Below are 15,515 nucleotides of genomic sequence, written 5' to 3'. Positions count from 1 at the left end.
GGTTGGGCTCCTCCTAGACTACGTCCATGGGTTGCAGGCAAGCAGGTCTGTAGCGCCACACAAAACAATCTCTGGAGGTAGTCATCATGAAATCGCTCATCAAAGCTGTTGCTGTTGCACTCGTTCTCGCCGCTCCGGTCGCATCGTTCGCGCAATCGAACGGGCCTGTGACGCGCGCCCAGGTTCGGGCTGAACTCGTCCAGGTCGAAAAGGCCGGTTATCGACCCGCTGCCGGTAAAGATCCGTACTACCCGGCGGATATCCAGGCCGCTGAAGCACGCGTCGCTGCACAAAATGGTAACGCGCAAACCAGCGGTTATGGTTCGGCTACAAGCGGCTCGGCGCAATCGGGCAGCCGTACCGAGACGACGGTGAGTTCGTATTCGGCGCCGGTGGTCTACGTCGGTCGCTAATCGATACGGGTGCGAAGCTCGACCCATCGAGCGTCGGCTCGACTCGTATCGACACGAAACAGGCTCGCTCTCGCAGGGGATGCGGGCCTGTTTTGTCGTGATCAGGACTCCTCCGTCGTCGGCGTTCCGGCGGCTTCGCCCGGCTTCTTCTGTCCGGGCGGTTTTTCAAGGTTGATAGGCCGCTGCGGGGCTGTGCTTCTTTCGGAAGCGTGTTCGAGAAACGTTTCGTGGCGAAGAAGTGATCGCGTCCATGCGGAAACGTCCGAAACGTATCGCCGGCTCGGCTCGGTACCGTGCGAGGACTCGATAAGGCGTATAAGAGCGCAGATTCCTGTTTTCGTCTCAAATACGTGACAACAGTTGCTGAGCGCGTTGTGGACCCGACAGAATTTACGTGGCCAGACAGGACGGTGCTTTAGGGCATGTCTTAGGAATTTGTGCTTCGCCGGCGTCCCCAAACAGTCTGGCTTGTATGTAGCGACCGTAGGCAAAATTGACGGCGACAAAAAAGCCCCGCAGCGCAAGGCTATACGGGGCTTTTCTGGGCGAACTTGGGAAATGCTGGGAAGCGAGTTGGTCCCCCCGACAGGAATCGAACCTGTATCTAGCGCTTAGGAGGCACTTGTTCTATCCATTGAACTACGGGGAGAGGATAGTTTTAACGGGGTGGATCGGAGCCTTGCTGCTATTGGCTTCCGCCTTGTCCCGTGGGCGTTTCCGGCTTTTCCGCTTCGTCCTAAATGAAGCACCGTGACAGCTTGTGAACCCTAATTTATACCCGCCTTTGCTACAGATCGACCCTGTACCAGTGAAAAGTGATCTGGCACTGCTACCGTTTCTGAGACGGGGAAAACCATGGCTTCAATCCTGCCAGTAGGCAGTCGCTGGCGTGCCCAAGTACGCAAGCGAGGGCAGAGTATAGCAAAAACGTTCAGAACGAAAGGCGCTGCCGAAGCCTGGGCGTGGGCCAGGGAAGTCGAGATCGATAACGGCCAGAATACGGTCGACGCGGCGACCGTCAAGGTCGGCGAGTTCGTCAGGAAATACCGCGTAGCCCGCGCCGAATCCGGGCGGCCCGTCAAAGAAAAATCAAACGAGGATTACATCCTGCGGTGGCTGGAGGATGCGTTCGAAAGTGACTTTGCTTCGAAGCTCACGACGCAACGCATCGTCAAGTTTGCACAGGAACGCAAGGCGGCCGGCGCAGGCGGGTACACGGTCGACATGGATATCTCGAAGCTCGCACCGTCATGCGCCACATGGCGTCATTGCTCGGCCTGACGCTGCCCGATGCAATTGGCGCGGCTCGCCCCACGTTTCACCATCTGCGTCTGATCGATGCCGGCGGCACGCGTGACCGCCGCCCGACAGCCGAAGAAATCGAGAAAATCTTTGCGTGGTTCGCCGAGCATCCGGAGCGCCAGCAGGCCATGCCGGATCTGCTGCGCGTCGCGAGACAGTGTGCGTTCCGCCGTGGCGAACTGTTCAACCTGCGCAGGGATGATATCGACGCTGAGAATCACCTGGCACTGGTGCGCGATCGCAAGCATCCCCGGCAGAAGATCGGCAACAACGAGTGGCAGTACGCGACGCTATCGATGCGCGTCTTCGCTTCTCCCGCTGGCCGATCAATGATCGCGAGCCTTGTCCGACGTGTTGCGGAAAGGGCTTCTATGAAGAACGGCCATTCACGGAAGTGCCGCACCTGTGCGCGCATTGCAAAGGCGACGGGAAGGAACCGGCCAACGAATCGGCGCAATGTTTGCGTGAAACATCGATGGAGTACTCGTACGTTAGCACCGTGACTTCCGGCACATTTTCAGCGGAAGCGATCGCGAGGAGTATCCACATGAGCGAGGCGAAATGCCTACCGTGTGCGAAATGTACTCCGGTGAGTTATTGACGTTACTTCATCAGTCATTCGCGTCCGTCGGCATTTGTCGAGATCGCGTCACGAGCACGAATCAAGGAGCTAACCATGCAACAGCCAGACGCACCTAAACCTCTGAGCGCCAAAGTCCCGGTCCGGGCCGTCGCGCGATTGAGTGTGGTAACAAATCGCGGACCTGTGACATCTGGAACAGGTTCGGGGGTTCTGATCGACAGTTACCACGTACTCACCGTTGCACACAATGTGGTGTTTTCTGACGCTGAGAATCCGTGGCTCGCAGCGGCGGTGACCATACGATTGGGCTCGCGCGTCGGGGAGCCTGCTGAGGAGGAGCCGCATTGCGCTAAGTGCGTGTTTTATCCGCAGGCTTTCCCACGGCACAGGAGTTGGGACATTGCCATAGTTCGTCTTGAACGTCCGGTCAAACTCGACAAGTATCCCAAGCTGTGGGTTATCGACTCAGACTCGCCTCATCAGATCTGCATTGCCGGTTTTCCTGGTGGCGATCGTCTTGCAACATCGGAAGGTGAATGGAGCGGCGTCAATCCGGAGGTCAATGCGCTGTCATCCATTAATCTTGTCACAGCCCCGGGCTCCAGTGGTTCGCCAATCTTCATGTGGGATGGCGATCAGCCACTCGTGTGCGCAGTGCATAGTGGTCATGCCGAGGACGATAAACAGAAGGTCACTGAAGACAAGTTAGCCATTCTGATTACCCAGGAGACGGCGAAATTTATCTTACGTGTGCTCGCGGTCGGAGATGCTGAGTTGGTCGGGAATAGCTTCGTGGTATGGCTTTAGGACGTAGCCCTGCCACGGAGGGCTACGTTCAAAACGTTTAACAAGTTTACCTGGCCTCGCCTGTGCGCGAGGCCTTTCTTATTGGCGTTGGACATGGCGAAAGACAACGAAATCTCGACGCCGGCACAGCTTCCTGCGTCGACGCTTACAGCAGGCGCAGCGCGGATCGCTTTTCACGACGAGGTATTCGAGTCGCGCACGCTGGTGTTTGCCAACGGCAGCACACTGGTCGTTGAAAAGAGCACCATAGTGGCTTCCGACGAAGAACAGATCGCCGCGCTTGCCCGCCATCCCGATTTCGAACGCGTAGCGGACGGATCCTGACGATGGGCGCGAGTACGGCGCTGGTCGGCATGGACCGGCAGACAGGGAAGCCGATTACCGGCATCGCGCATCTGAAGCAGAGCCGCCCGTGCGGAACCGCAACTAGAGCGGATTCACCAGATTCGGCCCGTCTGTGCCGGGTCTGTTGACGGCGCGGCCGACCTTGAAGAAATCGAATGCCTCGGCGGGCAGTGCGGCAGTGCGTGCGAGCTCGGCTGCGACTTCGGGCGGTGTGGCCGGGTCGAGCCACTGGCGGGCCGTGTCCGCACCGAACACCACCGGCCGCCGGTCGTGCACGTCGACGAGCCCCGCGTCGACCGCGGCAGTAACCAGCACGAAACCATCGCCGGCCTGTTGTTCCGCATCCGGGGCGACGTTGGTCAACGCGGCCATCCACAGCGGTGCGTGGCTTTTCGTACCGATGGCATAGGGCTGCTTGCCGCCGTCGTCGGCCTTGATCCACTCATACCACTGGTCGGCCGGCACGAGAATGCGGCCGTTTTTGAGCATGGGTTTCCACGCCGATGTCAGGAGCTTTTCAACGCGGGCATTGATGATCTGCGGTAGGCCCTTGGCTTGCGCCCAGGCAGGGCGGTAACCCCAATGAACGCGCCTGACGACGCCATCCGGATAGATGACAGGCTGCAGGGTGCCAGGCGATGCATTCCAGCTTGGCGTGTCTTCTGGAGGGCCGTTGCTGCTCAACAGTGGCCAGCGCGTGTCGCGGTCGTTGGCGAGTGGCGTGACATAGTCAATACCGTAGCGGGCGCGGGCGAAACGACCACACATGGCGTGCTCCTCGTCGAGAGGACGGTCGGCGGTGAACCTGACCGGATGATTGCACCATCCGCCTGGCGCCGTCCATCGTGGGCGGTACCAGGTTACTTTGACCTTGCTCCGGCGGACCTGCGCTCAGTTCTTTGCAGGTGTTTTGAGCGGCAGGTAGTGCTCGCTGTCGTACGCGGTGGTGACGGTGTAGCCGTCGCGTTTGCGGATCTTCAGAAAGAACAGAGTAGGCGAGACGCCGGCGGCACCGCCACACGCTTCCGTGTGGTTTTCCCGCACCCGCACCAGAAAGTATTTGCCCTTGTCGGCGGTATCGAAGAGGAGGCACTCGGTCTTGTCTTTCGAGAGACCGTAAGTGCGCGTGATGTCGGCTGCTCGGGTGGCTGCGTTATCGTCATTCGTCACCGGTTGCTGGGCGGCGCACGCCTGCGTGCAGACGACGAGGGCTGCTGTGATGATCGCGCGGCGCATCATGGCTCGGTTCTGCGCGAATCATATTGGTCGAGCTTGTGCGCACGGATGATTGCGTTGAGCTTGACTGCGTAAGACGGATCCGTCGCATAGCCGTTGTGGGCGAGCGCATTGGCGAACTGTGAACTGCGGGTGTAGAGAAAGCACGACCGGAAGCGTGGGTTGTTCCAGAGCATCTGCGCATAGTCGTCGGCGGCATCTTCATAGCTGCCGTAGGCGCGGAAAGCGTCGTCGATTTTGATGGCCTTGCCGTTGATCACTTCGTGAGTGGTGAACGTGGTGCTGTCGCCGCTCAGGGCGCGGCCCTTGACGCCGAAATAGGCGTTGCCGACGACCGACCTTCCCCAGTTGCTTTCAAGTGCCGATTGGGCAATGACAACACCCGCTGGCACCTGGTACTTGCGCTGGACTTCCTGCGCTGCGGCCAGATGGGTGTCGATGAATTGCTGGACGTACGCCGGCGCCACGTGAGGCTTCGGCTTGTGCCGCGTCGCAGGGTGATGGTGCGTAGATGGCTGTGCCATGACCAATTTTTCCTCGTACGAAACGGGGACCCAGCATGCCACACGCGCGTATCACGGGCAATCAGCCGCCCGATGTGTACAGCATAAAGTTACTTTGACCGTGCTTCGCGGCGCGGGAAAAGACAGGGCGACCGGGAAAATGTTCGCGCATGCTCCCGAGTTCATACAGACCTTGCGCGAAGCCTTGAAGCGCCCGCAACGGCAGACGGAACACCTGCTTGAGACCGAGCAGCATCTGGATCACCGCGTCCGCGTAGATGCGCGGTCGGCCACGTTTGCGCGTTCCGGGTTCAGACGGGTCAGTCAGTACGCTTTCGTCGATCCACATAGCTACATTGCCTCGGGCGATCAAGCCCGCGTTGTATTCCGACCAGTCCCTGACGCGATAGACCCCCTTGGGTTCGCGTGCCTTGCGTTCGTCCTTGCGCATCTTCCCGGCCAAAAATCGAGAATCTACGCAGTTCCACCAAGAGTTAACAGGGGCGATGGCCTGACCGTTGCGTGTAAACGTCAGCCCGCCGCGCGACACCTAGATTTATGCAACAACGCCCATCAAATACACCGTCGGCGGTGGTGGCCGGGAGGCAGCACGAAAGGAAGTGATTATTTTTAGTTGGGACGAAGCCGCACAACCCGTGGGATTATTCAGATTATCCGGTCGGCAGCATAAGGCGAAAGCGTCCGCACCCGATCTCCGGCAAAGTGACTTTACGGCGCATCGCTTGAATGGGGCACGCGGACGTTCGCCCTATGTCCCGGCGGCTGATTTCAGTGCAGGTATCTGATTCGTCGCGCATATAGATATCCGGAATTTCATCCGTTTGACATTTCTTTGGAGTTGATTGATTTGCCCGCCGACAATTGGTCTGTAGAATTGAGGAATACAGACTGAGAATAAAGTCAGAGGCGGTATGGATACCCAGAACATAATCGGGGCGATAAGGGGTGGTCTTTCACAGCAGGACCGCCTTCTAAAACTGGACACCCCGGCAGGGAATAATGTCCTGCTTCCGCAGCGCGCTATCGGGCGGTCACGGATCGGGCGCGACTTCACGTGGACGATCGATGTCGTGTCCACTTCCGGCGATGTCGCGCTGAAGACGCTGATCGCCCAGCCGGTGACCCTCTGGATCCAGCAATCAGACCGCTCCTACCGCCCGCATCACGGTTATGTGCATACTGCCCGGCGTCTCGGTGCGGACGGCGGACTGACCTCTTACCAGCTCGGCTACTCTTCGTGGATGCATTTCCTGCGGTTCCGCCGCGACCAGAAGTACTGGCAGGACAAGGCGGCCGACGAGATCATCTCGGACGTCTTCAACCAGCACCCGCAGGCGCAGGGGATGTTCCGCTTCGTGCTCTCGCAGCCGCTGTCGTCCCGCTCGTATTGTCGTCAGGATGAGACCGACTGGAACTTCGTGCACCGGCTGATGGAGTCCGAAGGCCTGTACGGATTCTGGCAGCAGGCCGACGACGGGAAGTCGCACACACTGGTGATTACCGACCGACTTGAAACACTTGTGCCGCCGTCGCCAGAGCAGGTGAATTTCTATCGCGCGGGAACAGAGAGCGAAACGGATGCGCTCGTGCAGTGGTCAGGCACGCGCACGCTGCAATCGGCATTACTGTCGACCCGTACATTTGACTATAAAAATCCGTCGACGCCATTTAATCCGAAGGCGACGAGCGTTCCGACCATGGCGAACCAGGGTTCATTGCCGTCCCAGATGGAGGTGTACGAATACACGGGAGGCTATACCTATCCGGAGCAGACACGCGGCGACCATCTTTCAAAAATCCGCATGGAAGAATGGGAATCGCAGGCCAAACGCTTTCACGGTGAAGGGGGCCTTCGCTCGATCGATGCAGGGCTGCGCTTCACCATTGCCGGCCATCCGGAGCACGATCACGATCCGGCAGGCCAGCGGGAATTCGCGGCAATCGAGGTCGTGTGGACCATCGGGAACAACCTGCCGCTGTCCGGGCATGAAGTCAACTTCCCGCACAGCCTGCAGAACCAGCTGAGACAGGCACGTGCCGATGACGCTCATGGCGCCTTCAACGTACCCCACGCGGACGGCTCCACAGGTTTCTACCGGGTCGGGATCGAGGCGCAGCGTACGACGGTGCCGTACCGCAGCCCGTTCGAACACCACAAGCCGGACGCGAAGCTGGAAACGGCGATCGTGGTCGGACCGAAGGGGGCCGAGGCCTATACCGACGAACTGAATCGCATCAAGGTCATGTTCATATGGGACCGGATCAACCCAGGCGATGAGCGCGCGTCATGCTGGGTGCGCTTGACGCAGTCGGATACCGGTGATGGGTACGGCTCGGTGCACATGCCGCGTGCGGGGGAAGAACTGCTGATTGGCTACGTCGGAAATGACATCGACAGACCAATCGCCCTGCACCGCGTCTACAACGGCGCGGCGAAACCGCAGTGGCATTCGAACGGGTTGCTCTCGGGCTACCGGTCGAAAGAGTTCTCGGGCGATGGCTTTAATCAGATGGTTATGGACGACTCGACGTCCCAGAATCGGGTACACCTGTACAGCTCCAGTACGAATGCGCAGTTACACCTCGGGTATCTAATCAATCACACGGGCAACACGCGCGGCAACTACCTCGGCAGCGGGTTCGACCTGAGTTCGGACGCGTATGGCGCCTTGCGCGCAGGCCGCGGACTGTATGTGTCGACGCATCCTGTTGCCAGCCAGCCGCTCGATGCGCGCGACGCCAGCAATCAGCTCGTCACTTCGGAGGGCGTGCTCGATGCGGCATCGCAGGCGAGCGAAACCTCGCAGGCCGAAAGCCTGAAGGACGGGCACGATGCGCTGAAGAGCTTCACCGATGCGACACAGCATAGTACCTCGGGGACGACGGGCGGGGGCGGTGTAACGGCCGGCGGTGGCACGGGCAACGCCGATGCGTTTTCGCAGCCGGTGATGCTGTTTGCCGCACCGTCGGGCATTGCGCTGTCGACGCAGAAGTCGGCACACGTCGCGACGGACCAGCACATCAACCTGGTGAGCGGCCAGAGCACGCACATCGCAACCGGCAAGTCGCTCGTCGCGAGCGTCACGAACCGGCTGAGCCTGTTCGTGCAGAACGCAGGCATGAAGCTGTTCGCGGCGCAGGGCAAGATTCAGGTGCAGGCGCATGCCGACAACGTCGAATTGACGGCGCAGAAGTCGCTGCTGCTGGCATCTGTCACCGAGAAGATCCAGGCGGCGGCACAGCAAGAGATCCTGCTGACCTCCGGTGGCGCTTATATCCGGATCAAGGACGGCAACATCGAGATCCACGCACCGGGGAAGATCGACTTCAAGGGCGCGGACCACGCGTTTAGCGGGCCGACAAGGATGGACGTCACGAACCCGGCGTTCAAGGATATGCCGACGCGCCGGTTGATGCTGAACACTGCCGCATCGCCATCGGCAACGAGTGTTGTGCCGGTGGGCATGCCCTATAAGCTCTATGCGGATGGTGCACTCGTGAAGCAGGGCGTGTTCGACAAGACCGGACAGTTGCCGATCGATCATCAGGTGACCACACAGAAGTACACGCTTGAGATGGCGAACGGTATCAAACATGAAATTCCGGTGCCCGGCGAGTACCGGGATGCAGCTAACGGGGCGCTCGCAAATCAGGGGTTCCAGTTTCATGAAGGCCTGTCCGGCGGCGATGCCGCAGCACCCGACCGGGCCGTGCACCGGCAGGTTTATAACGATCTGCTCAATCCTTCTTCCGACGCGTAAATCATGGCGACACCGACCACGACGATTACCACGCCCCTCGCGCAGAACCAGACATGCCAGGCGACGCTACCCATGCCGTGGCACGTACAGCAGACTGAATACGATCCGCGCAAAGCGACTTTCGCTCCTCTGGTCAATGGCGAGGAAGCTTTCGGCGCGATATATGACGCAATCCTCAATGCACAACACACAGTCGACATCATCTGTTGGGGTTTTCAACCATCAATGTATTTCAAGCGCGGAAGCAACGTCGCGGGCGCGACGATAGGTGAGCTTCTGGCGGCGAAGGGTGCAGATGGGAAACGGGTTCGCCTGCTGGTCTGGCAGGATGACCTTCATTTTGCTGAATGGGGCGAGAACAACGCGCCTGGCAACAACGCCGCTACTGTGATCAAGCCTCACATCTGGGATTGGGTCTATTCGCTACCCGTCGCACGCGACTACATTGCCAAAGATTATCAGGCAGGATTCGAGCGCGAGAAGGACCTCGCGTGGTATGCCAGAGCGAATCTGAACAACGTTACCAAGCGCAACAAGAAGGTCGAGATATCCAAAGAGGCCGCAAAGCCGCTAATACTTCAAGCTTACGATGCGGCCAGCTACATCAAAGACAGAGTTAGCCCACCTCAACCGTTCAAAGGCATCGAATTCGCTACGCGGGATTTCAGTATCGACAACCGTGACGAAATTGCCTATCGGGTGAAACTCCACAACGCCACCGCCAAAGGTGGGGCGGATAGCGGCAGCGTGAGCGTCTCGTCGATGAAAATTTTTCCAACACATCACCAGAAAATGGTGCTGATCGACTATGAATACCCAGACGTGGCCGTTGGCTTCGTGATGGGACATAACATGCTCGATACCTACTGGGATACCAGCGATCATAGTTATTTACGCATGCACCCCCAGATGGGACGCAACGGGCTCCATCCCCGGCAGGACATTTCGAGTCGCGTAAGCGGGCCGATTCTCAAGGATCTTAACGATAACTTTTGCCAGGCTTGGGACGAGGCGACCGGACAGAGTCTTACCCAGGCTCGGGCGGCAGCGGGTGGCAAGCTGGCGCTGCACTGCGGCTCCGATACGCCAGTGATGGCCCAGGTGCTGCGTACCCAGTCGCAGCACGACAAGCGGGACATCAAGACTTTGTACATGCAGGCGGTGAACAATTCGACGCAATTCATCTACATCGAAAATCAATATTTCCGCTATCCGGAGCTAGCCGCCCGGATCAAGGATACCGCAGCGAAGCAGTATGCCGGTGGTCGCAGTCCCGCCGAACACGGCTCGCTTTATCTGTTCGTGGTGACCAATTCCAGCGACGAAGGTATCGGCCCGGGAACAGTCAATACCTACAAGATGCTCGATTCGCTGGGCAGTGCTGGCAGCATTCCGGAGGTGGCGCGAGCGGAGCGAGCCGATGCGTTGAATTCAGAACTGGCAACGGCGCAGAAGAATGCAGCGCCCGTGCAAGGTTCGATGAGTATTCAGGAAGCCTACAGCTACGCGCAATATCATCAAGATGCTCAGGCCGAGCTCGAGGCCGTCCAGCGGAAGATTCAAGAAAACAAAAATTCTTCCCCTCAAGCAGTCACCATTCCTGGATTGAAGGTGCATGTCTGTACACTGGTTGCCCCGGACTCGCCTCCAGGGGGGTGGGACTACGTCTATGTGCATGCGAAACTCATGATCGTCGACGACGCGTTCACGACGTTAGGGTCGGCAAACATCAATTTCCGGAGTATGGACGTGGACAGCGAACTCAATATTTGCCATGAACACGGAGAGGCTTCGCATTCGCTCAGGAAAAAGCTGTGGACTATCCACACAAAACCCAGCCCGTCGGAACGACTGGCAGGGGATAGCGGCACTGCGGGCGCAAGTGCAGCGGCGTCAGGCGATAACATAAGTGACGCGTTCGACGCATGGGGACAATTGATCGACAAGAACAAGATACGGATGGGTTCGAAAAAAAAGCCACCTCTTGCGTCGCTGGTCGCATTCCGAACTGACACAACGAAGCGGACTACAGTGGACTGACCATGCGCAGATTCTTCATTGCCTTAACCCTTGTGTGCCTGGTGTCTGCCTGTTCAAAGACTGAGAATCCCATGAATTCGTTGCCTGACCTTAGCAAAGTACGCGCTAATCTCGCCTTCACATGTACACGCGAAGCGGATCATCTACCACCGCTTGATCCGGAAGCGGACAAGTTCTTCCAGTACGCCCGGTATCTTGAAACGAAGGACGGTCCGAAAGACTTCAACGAAGTAGCAAGGTACTACCGGATTGCAGCAGCGTATGGACACTACAAGGCTAACCACAACCTGCAGCTACTGGTTTCGGGGGGATTGGCGTCATCGCCCGATCCTGAAAAGGAAAGTATTGACCTGGCAGAACAACTGGTTAAGACCGGTGTGCCGAGCGGCTACTACGATATCGGGCACTATCTCCTGACCGGTTATGGGCTCAAGAAGGACGAGGACGCGGCGAGGCGCTACATTCGGAAGGCTGCAGATCTCGGGAATGCCGACGCCCAAAATTACATCGGTGATCTGTTAGCGCCAGCCGATATGGCACCGGACATCGCACGCCAGATGCGACTATGTGCCGCCGATCAGGGACATGCGCAGGCAGCGAATACACTGGGCCTCGACTTCCAGGACGATAAGCGATATACCGACGCGTTGAGCGCCTTTCAGAAGGGCGTTGCGGCAGGAAGCCCTGGTGCTGCCTTTTCGCTGGAGGTGGGGTTTAAGCCGGATTCAGAAACCGATCCTTCAGATTCCCTTCGTGTGCAACCCGACCTTGAACGATCGCGTCGCTATCGACTCATTCGGCAGTTCATCAATGGCAATGACGGCCGCAACCCCAAGGTTCCGGACATCGACAAGATCGTGCCGTTGCCGCCCGCAAAGCTGCCGCCCTGGGACGGCACCTTCCAGTGGCAGAAGGAGCGGGATGCGGCAGTACCGCCACAGAAACCGTCCGACGCACTCATCGATGAGCTTGCGAAAGCGAAGAACCTCGACCCGTCAACCGGCCTGCCCCTGGCTGGTACGTCTAGCAAGACATCGGCAGAGGATCAACCCGCGACCGTTGCGACGCGTCTGCCAATTGGGACGGTTGCCACCACAGGCGAACAATGTCCTGAAGATGGCGTCTGGTGCGCAAAGCTCAGCAAAGGCCAGACTGGCGACGCGCAGCGGCGCTTCTTGAAGGGCGACGTGCTACCCTCGCTCGTCGTCCATGCGTCGCGCAAAGTTGCTTTGCTGGATCAGGTAATGGGACGGCGCGAGCACACGGCGAAGGTGGAGTGGGAACTGGTCGGATACATCGATCAGGCCTGATTTGCCGAACCGAACGGAACCAGTCACCGCCATGAAACGCTACATGATCCAGACCAACGACAAGACCACGGCAAACGGTACGGTGCTTGCCCGGTCGACCACGCTCGGGCTGAACGACCGGCAGATCGCGCATGAAGGCGACGACGTGTCGTGTCCCGCCTGCCATTCGACCGGCAAGATCCAGTGCGATGGCCCCCGCGTGCCGATGACCGGCCCGGACGGCCGACGGGTCGCATTGAGCGATGATCTGTGCATCTGCCAGTGCAACCCGCCGCCGAAGCTGGTCGCTTCACAGAGTTCAATGTCGGTCGAAACGTGACTCTGGGGCGATAAAGAGAGGGTGCCTTGCGGATCGTGAGAGGACCCTGGATGTTGGCGAACATTGCCCGGTCGGAGTTTGTCGAGTGGTTAGATGGCGTGGTCAAATCATTCAAGCCATTGAATTACCTAAAAAAATGACGGCCTGCAAAGCCGTTTAGGCCGGCTGAACCCAACCTGACCTTCGCGCCGGCAAAGCGACTTTGGGTGTCCCAGTTCGACCCGTTGCTGACGCTGAAACACACGTCACTTCATGGGCAGATGTCAGGGTGCGGTCATTCATCCGATCGTGGGCGGTCGCCAAGTCACCTGACATAGTCACCGTCGAGCAGAGCGGGCGTTCGCGTCCGGTTTGCCGATGTCTGCCAAGCTAGTAAGTGGTGCAAGTAGTGTTGTTGAAGGACGAGCTGCAGTTGGTCACGACTGGAGCGGGACGTCTCAAGCTATCAGAAAATCTCTGAAGTGCCTCTGACAAAGCCTGCATCTTTTGCCGCTTTTGGTCGGCCTCAAACTGTTCTTGTTGTTGCTCCAATTGTTCATTGGCTAGCCGCTCTGGTGTCTCACGTTGCTCCTTGGCGCGTTGGTCGGCCGCAGCCTGTGCCGTTTCCCGGGCTTTCAACGAATTCATGTAGTTGAGAAACACCTGCATGTTGTCTTCGTCAGTCGAAACATAGGTCGCGAAGTCGATCTGGCTGTCGTATAGGCTCGCTCTCAGCTTTTTCGAGTTGGAGACAAATATGGAGAACGCATTAGCGGCCTCACCCGTGAAATGCGCTCCAAATTGCCCCTCGCAGAACGTTCGATCTTCATCGTAGGCAATAAGGGCCTTCTTTTGGAGCTTCGTTGGCTTGGTGTGGTCGGCCAACTGCTGCATGGTTGGAGAGGTGATTACCTTTGGAAGCTTGTCTCGAAGGAGAGCCAATCTTTCATCCGCATCTGCGCGTCGAGTGCATTCATCTTGGGCGGGCGCGGTCTGACTGTATGCAGAGAGAGACGCAAGTCCAAGAATCAAACCAAAGGCTATCATTTTCATTCTGGCACCCATTTATTTACAACACCCCAACAGTCCCCGGGTCTCATCTAATACTGTTATCGGCTTCGGCCAACCGGAATTTAGCGTCCTGAACAGCGTTACCGCTTCGTTGCGTCAAACGAGTATTTCTCGCGATCTTTCCCGGCAATCTCTCAATTGGGAGCTTCACTACACTGGGATATGGTGCCCGCAGAGCGAAGTTGAACTCGCAATAGTCGTTTGGAAAGGCGAACGGCGGCTTCCGAGGTCCAACGGTCGTCCGTGGTCATGAAACCGCCGGCACGTTTTAGGCCGAAGCGGTCGTCCACGAAAGCGCGTTCGAGGGCTACCGCGAACGTCTGATCTCGAAAAGTTCGATCACTCCGGCAGAATAAGCAGCTTTCGCCCTATGGTCAAAATGGCCTCCGCCCACGGACTACATCACTGGACTGCTGAACTCGAAGGAACATCAAAGGTGTCGAGCGACAATTGCGAATACAAACGGTGATTCAGCAATACTTGCATGATTGCCCGCATCGAATCGTCTGTCGGGATGATGCGACCAGCACCGTCGAATTGGATGTTCCAGCCCTGTTGCAAGTTGACTTGCCTTAGGCGGGCCATATAGGCGTCGTCTGCGTAGTGCCCCTTCTGCTGAATGACCGCCATTCGTCGCAGATGCATAGTGTTGGTCCCTACGTGTTCAACCAACGGCCCCATCTCGGCAAACCGTGCCGTGAAAGCAGCGTCTTGCTGCAATTCGCCGAATGAATTCGCATATCCAATTTTGTAGCTCAGTATCGTCTCGAACGCTCGCTTGTCCATGATGAATAGGTCGTCGCCAAAAACGACAAAATCAAGAGATTTTGCAATTGTGAAGCTACGATCTTCGACAAGATCCAGTTGATGTGCACGCATTACAACGTTGATAACGCTCCGAGCTTTTTTCGTTTTCCAAGCATCTGTAACGCGTTTCACACAGTAAAGAACCTGAGAGCCAGTTCGAAGGCGTATCAGATATCCCGTGACATTCTGGAAATCTCTCTCGCCAGCAATTCGGTGTTCCTCGGCCGGCGCGTCCACGAGGGCCGCGAGATCTGCAAAACATGTTTCGTCTGTTCCAACGTGCAAGCAGCTCACTTCGTTGCGCTGAGCCGTAAGTGTATAGTCCTCTACTTCCGTATGGACCAGAAGGGATGCGCTGACGATGCGCTTCAGCTCCTCAGCGAGCGCATCGGTTACCTCAATAGATTTCGCGCTGAAGCCTCCCGCTTGGCGCTTCTTGAAAGTCCACAGCGATAAGTTCGCGCCTGCTACGTCATATTCTTTGCACCCGGTGAGGGCTTGCTCTTTAGTCATTTTTATTTGCCTTCAGAACATAGATTCCCTGGACGAGACAGGACTTTAGTTTCTGGTCGGGCACGACGTTGTCCCGCGAAAGCGCTCGCAGCGTTCTAGGATTGCCCTCGATGTTTGCATTGATCTCGTAAAGCTGCCATCCGGCCGCCAGCAATAACGGATTCATGAGGATCTGACCCGACCGGTATGTGATGACAAACAACCAAACCATAAATAGGCCAAAGCCAACCACCTTGCCTGTGCTGCCGAGCTCGACCCCCATGAATGACACAATATACGGGAATGCATAGTTGATCAGGTCGTTCGGGATTGACTTGCTTTCCTTTATCGTCATCTCCGTTGTGCCACGCAGATGTCTCAGCAGCCATAGGAAAAAGACAAGGCTCGCGCCACTCGCTGCAATGAAAAAATAGACCATCGCCGGATGCACGTAAGCACTCGATCTGTACCGTCTGTTCGTAATGGCGGGACTGGGGCAATCTGATTCCCATCAGATGTGATGGGG

The 15,515-nt window shown here is 57.7% G+C and carries 15 protein-coding genes, 1 tRNA gene and 2 pseudogenes; 9 read left to right on the top strand and 9 right to left on the bottom strand.

Translation table 11 applies throughout. From position 1 onward, the window contains the following. Positions 1-86: 86 nt before the first annotated feature. Positions 87-413: a DUF4148 domain-containing protein gene (locus tag AC3WLT_RS23255; protein ID WP_492594033.1), complete on the top strand. Its 327-nt coding sequence runs from the start codon at positions 87-89 to the stop codon at positions 411-413. Positions 414-987: 574 nt separating this feature from the next. On the opposite strand, the gene AC3WLT_RS23250 is transcribed toward AC3WLT_RS23255, so the two are convergent. Then, positions 988-1,062, bottom strand: a tRNA-Arg gene (locus AC3WLT_RS23250). Between the two features lie 206 nt (positions 1,063-1,268). Between AC3WLT_RS23250 and AC3WLT_RS23245 the strand changes: the two genes are divergently transcribed. Continuing rightward, positions 1,269-1,694 (top strand): hypothetical protein, encoded by a 426-nt coding sequence (locus AC3WLT_RS23245; protein ID WP_492594032.1) that lies wholly within the window; start codon positions 1,269-1,271, stop codon positions 1,692-1,694. Here AC3WLT_RS23245 and AC3WLT_RS23240 read toward each other — a convergent pair. Next, complete coding sequence (locus AC3WLT_RS23240) at positions 1,679-1,963, bottom strand: hypothetical protein (RefSeq protein WP_492594031.1); 285 nt, start codon at positions 1,961-1,963, stop codon at positions 1,679-1,681. The two genes, AC3WLT_RS23245 and AC3WLT_RS23240, sit on opposite strands and share 16 nt — an antisense overlap. Positions 1,964-2,391: 428 nt before the next feature. On the opposite strand from AC3WLT_RS23240, the gene AC3WLT_RS23235 reads away from it, so the two are divergent. Both AC3WLT_RS23235 and AC3WLT_RS23230 read left to right on the top strand, forming a co-directional pair. Continuing rightward, the gene (locus AC3WLT_RS23235) at positions 2,392-3,105 is read left to right on the top strand and encodes a trypsin-like serine peptidase (RefSeq protein ID WP_492594030.1); all 714 of its coding nucleotides are present in this window, start codon (positions 2,392-2,394) and stop codon (positions 3,103-3,105) included. Positions 3,106-3,198: 93 nt separating this feature from the next. Next, entirely contained in the window at positions 3,199-3,429 is a 231-nt protein-coding gene (locus tag AC3WLT_RS23230) for a hypothetical protein (RefSeq protein WP_492594029.1), read from the top strand. 102 nt (positions 3,430-3,531) lie between these two features. Here AC3WLT_RS23230 and AC3WLT_RS23225 read toward each other — a convergent pair whose 3' ends face one another. The 4 genes and pseudogenes from AC3WLT_RS23225 to AC3WLT_RS23210 all read right to left on the bottom strand — a co-directional run. After that, positions 3,532-4,218 carry an SOS response-associated peptidase gene (locus AC3WLT_RS23225; RefSeq protein ID WP_492594028.1) on the bottom strand — a complete coding sequence of 229 codons (687 nt, stop codon included), beginning with the start codon at positions 4,216-4,218 and terminating at the stop codon, positions 3,532-3,534. A 123-nt stretch (positions 4,219-4,341) separates the two neighbouring features. Then, entirely contained in the window at positions 4,342-4,689 is a 348-nt protein-coding gene (locus AC3WLT_RS23220) for a hypothetical protein (protein WP_492594027.1), read from the bottom strand. Further along, entirely contained in the window at positions 4,686-5,153 is a 468-nt protein-coding gene (locus AC3WLT_RS23215; RefSeq protein ID WP_492594026.1) for a glycoside hydrolase family 73 protein, read from the bottom strand. The genes AC3WLT_RS23220 and AC3WLT_RS23215 overlap by 4 nt, the downstream gene beginning before the upstream one ends. Positions 5,154-5,313: 160 nt before the next feature. Further along, positions 5,314-5,640, bottom strand: a pseudogene (locus AC3WLT_RS23210) (transposase); the annotation flags it as partial. Positions 5,641-5,752: 112 nt separating this feature from the next. Here AC3WLT_RS23210 and AC3WLT_RS23205 point away from each other — a divergent pair. The 5 genes and pseudogenes from AC3WLT_RS23205 to AC3WLT_RS23185 all read left to right on the top strand — a co-directional run. After that, positions 5,753-5,857 (top strand): annotated as a pseudogene (locus AC3WLT_RS23205) (DNA adenine methylase); the annotation flags it as partial. A 264-nt stretch (positions 5,858-6,121) separates the two neighbouring features. Beyond that, positions 6,122-8,971, top strand: a complete 2,850-nt coding sequence (locus tag AC3WLT_RS23200) for a type VI secretion system Vgr family protein (protein ID WP_492594025.1) — start codon at positions 6,122-6,124, stop codon at positions 8,969-8,971. A gap of 3 nt (positions 8,972-8,974) precedes the next feature. Continuing rightward, on the top strand, positions 8,975-11,011 hold the full coding sequence (locus AC3WLT_RS23195) for a phospholipase D-like domain-containing protein (RefSeq protein ID WP_492594024.1): 2,037 nt from the start codon (positions 8,975-8,977) through the stop codon (positions 11,009-11,011). 2 nt (positions 11,012-11,013) lie between these two features. Further along, positions 11,014-12,321, top strand: a complete 1,308-nt coding sequence (locus tag AC3WLT_RS23190; RefSeq protein ID WP_492594023.1) for an SEL1-like repeat protein — start codon at positions 11,014-11,016, stop codon at positions 12,319-12,321. A 31-nt stretch (positions 12,322-12,352) separates the two neighbouring features. After that, the gene (locus AC3WLT_RS23185; protein ID WP_492594022.1) at positions 12,353-12,640 is read left to right on the top strand and encodes a PAAR domain-containing protein; all 288 of its coding nucleotides are present in this window, start codon (positions 12,353-12,355) and stop codon (positions 12,638-12,640) included. A 369-nt stretch (positions 12,641-13,009) separates the two neighbouring features. Here AC3WLT_RS23185 and AC3WLT_RS23180 read toward each other — a convergent pair whose 3' ends face one another. The 3 genes from AC3WLT_RS23180 to AC3WLT_RS23170 all read right to left on the bottom strand — a co-directional run bounded on the left by AC3WLT_RS23180 (position 13,010) and on the right by AC3WLT_RS23170 (position 15,440). After that, on the bottom strand, positions 13,010-13,672 hold the full coding sequence (locus AC3WLT_RS23180) for a hypothetical protein (protein WP_492594021.1): 663 nt from the start codon (positions 13,670-13,672) through the stop codon (positions 13,010-13,012). A gap of 420 nt (positions 13,673-14,092) precedes the next feature. After that, on the bottom strand, positions 14,093-15,010 hold the full coding sequence (locus AC3WLT_RS23175; protein WP_492594020.1) for a Kiwa anti-phage protein KwaB-like domain-containing protein: 918 nt from the start codon (positions 15,008-15,010) through the stop codon (positions 14,093-14,095). Next, the gene (locus tag AC3WLT_RS23170; RefSeq protein ID WP_492594019.1) at positions 15,003-15,440 is read right to left on the bottom strand and encodes a KwaA family protein; all 438 of its coding nucleotides are present in this window, start codon (positions 15,438-15,440) and stop codon (positions 15,003-15,005) included. Before AC3WLT_RS23170 ends, AC3WLT_RS23175 begins: the two co-directional genes overlap by 8 nt. Positions 15,441-15,515 lie beyond the last annotated feature (75 nt).

Source organism: Paraburkholderia sp. FW306-2-2C-D06C (assembly GCF_058781505.1).
This window is presented reverse-complemented; position numbering and strand designations above follow the sequence as displayed.

What these genes read in the sequence shown, in the direction of transcription:
- AC3WLT_RS23225 (WP_492594028.1), bottom strand. Translation starts at nt 4,218, where the DNA reads ATGTGTGGTCGTTTCGCCCGCGCCCGCTACGGTATTGACTATGTCACG.
- AC3WLT_RS23245 (WP_492594032.1), top strand. Translation starts at nt 1,269, where the DNA reads ATGGCTTCAATCCTGCCAGTAGGCAGTCGCTGGCGTGCCCAAGTACGC.
- AC3WLT_RS23180 (WP_492594021.1), bottom strand. Translation starts at nt 13,672, where the DNA reads ATGAAAATGATAGCCTTTGGTTTGATTCTTGGACTTGCGTCTCTCTCT.
- AC3WLT_RS23190 (WP_492594023.1), top strand. Translation starts at nt 11,014, where the DNA reads ATGCGCAGATTCTTCATTGCCTTAACCCTTGTGTGCCTGGTGTCTGCC.
- AC3WLT_RS23240 (WP_492594031.1), bottom strand. Translation starts at nt 1,963, where the DNA reads ATGCTTGCGATCGCGCACCAGTGCCAGGTGATTCTCAGCGTCGATATC.
- AC3WLT_RS23175 (WP_492594020.1), bottom strand. Translation starts at nt 15,010, where the DNA reads ATGACTAAAGAGCAAGCCCTCACCGGGTGCAAAGAATATGACGTAGCA.
- AC3WLT_RS23220 (WP_492594027.1), bottom strand. Translation starts at nt 4,689, where the DNA reads ATGATGCGCCGCGCGATCATCACAGCAGCCCTCGTCGTCTGCACGCAG.
- AC3WLT_RS23230 (WP_492594029.1), top strand. Translation starts at nt 3,199, where the DNA reads ATGGCGAAAGACAACGAAATCTCGACGCCGGCACAGCTTCCTGCGTCG.
- AC3WLT_RS23185 (WP_492594022.1), top strand. Translation starts at nt 12,353, where the DNA reads ATGAAACGCTACATGATCCAGACCAACGACAAGACCACGGCAAACGGT.
- AC3WLT_RS23255 (WP_492594033.1), top strand. Translation starts at nt 87, where the DNA reads ATGAAATCGCTCATCAAAGCTGTTGCTGTTGCACTCGTTCTCGCCGCT.
- AC3WLT_RS23235 (WP_492594030.1), top strand. Translation starts at nt 2,392, where the DNA reads ATGCAACAGCCAGACGCACCTAAACCTCTGAGCGCCAAAGTCCCGGTC.
- AC3WLT_RS23200 (WP_492594025.1), top strand. Translation starts at nt 6,122, where the DNA reads ATGGATACCCAGAACATAATCGGGGCGATAAGGGGTGGTCTTTCACAG.
- AC3WLT_RS23195 (WP_492594024.1), top strand. Translation starts at nt 8,975, where the DNA reads ATGGCGACACCGACCACGACGATTACCACGCCCCTCGCGCAGAACCAG.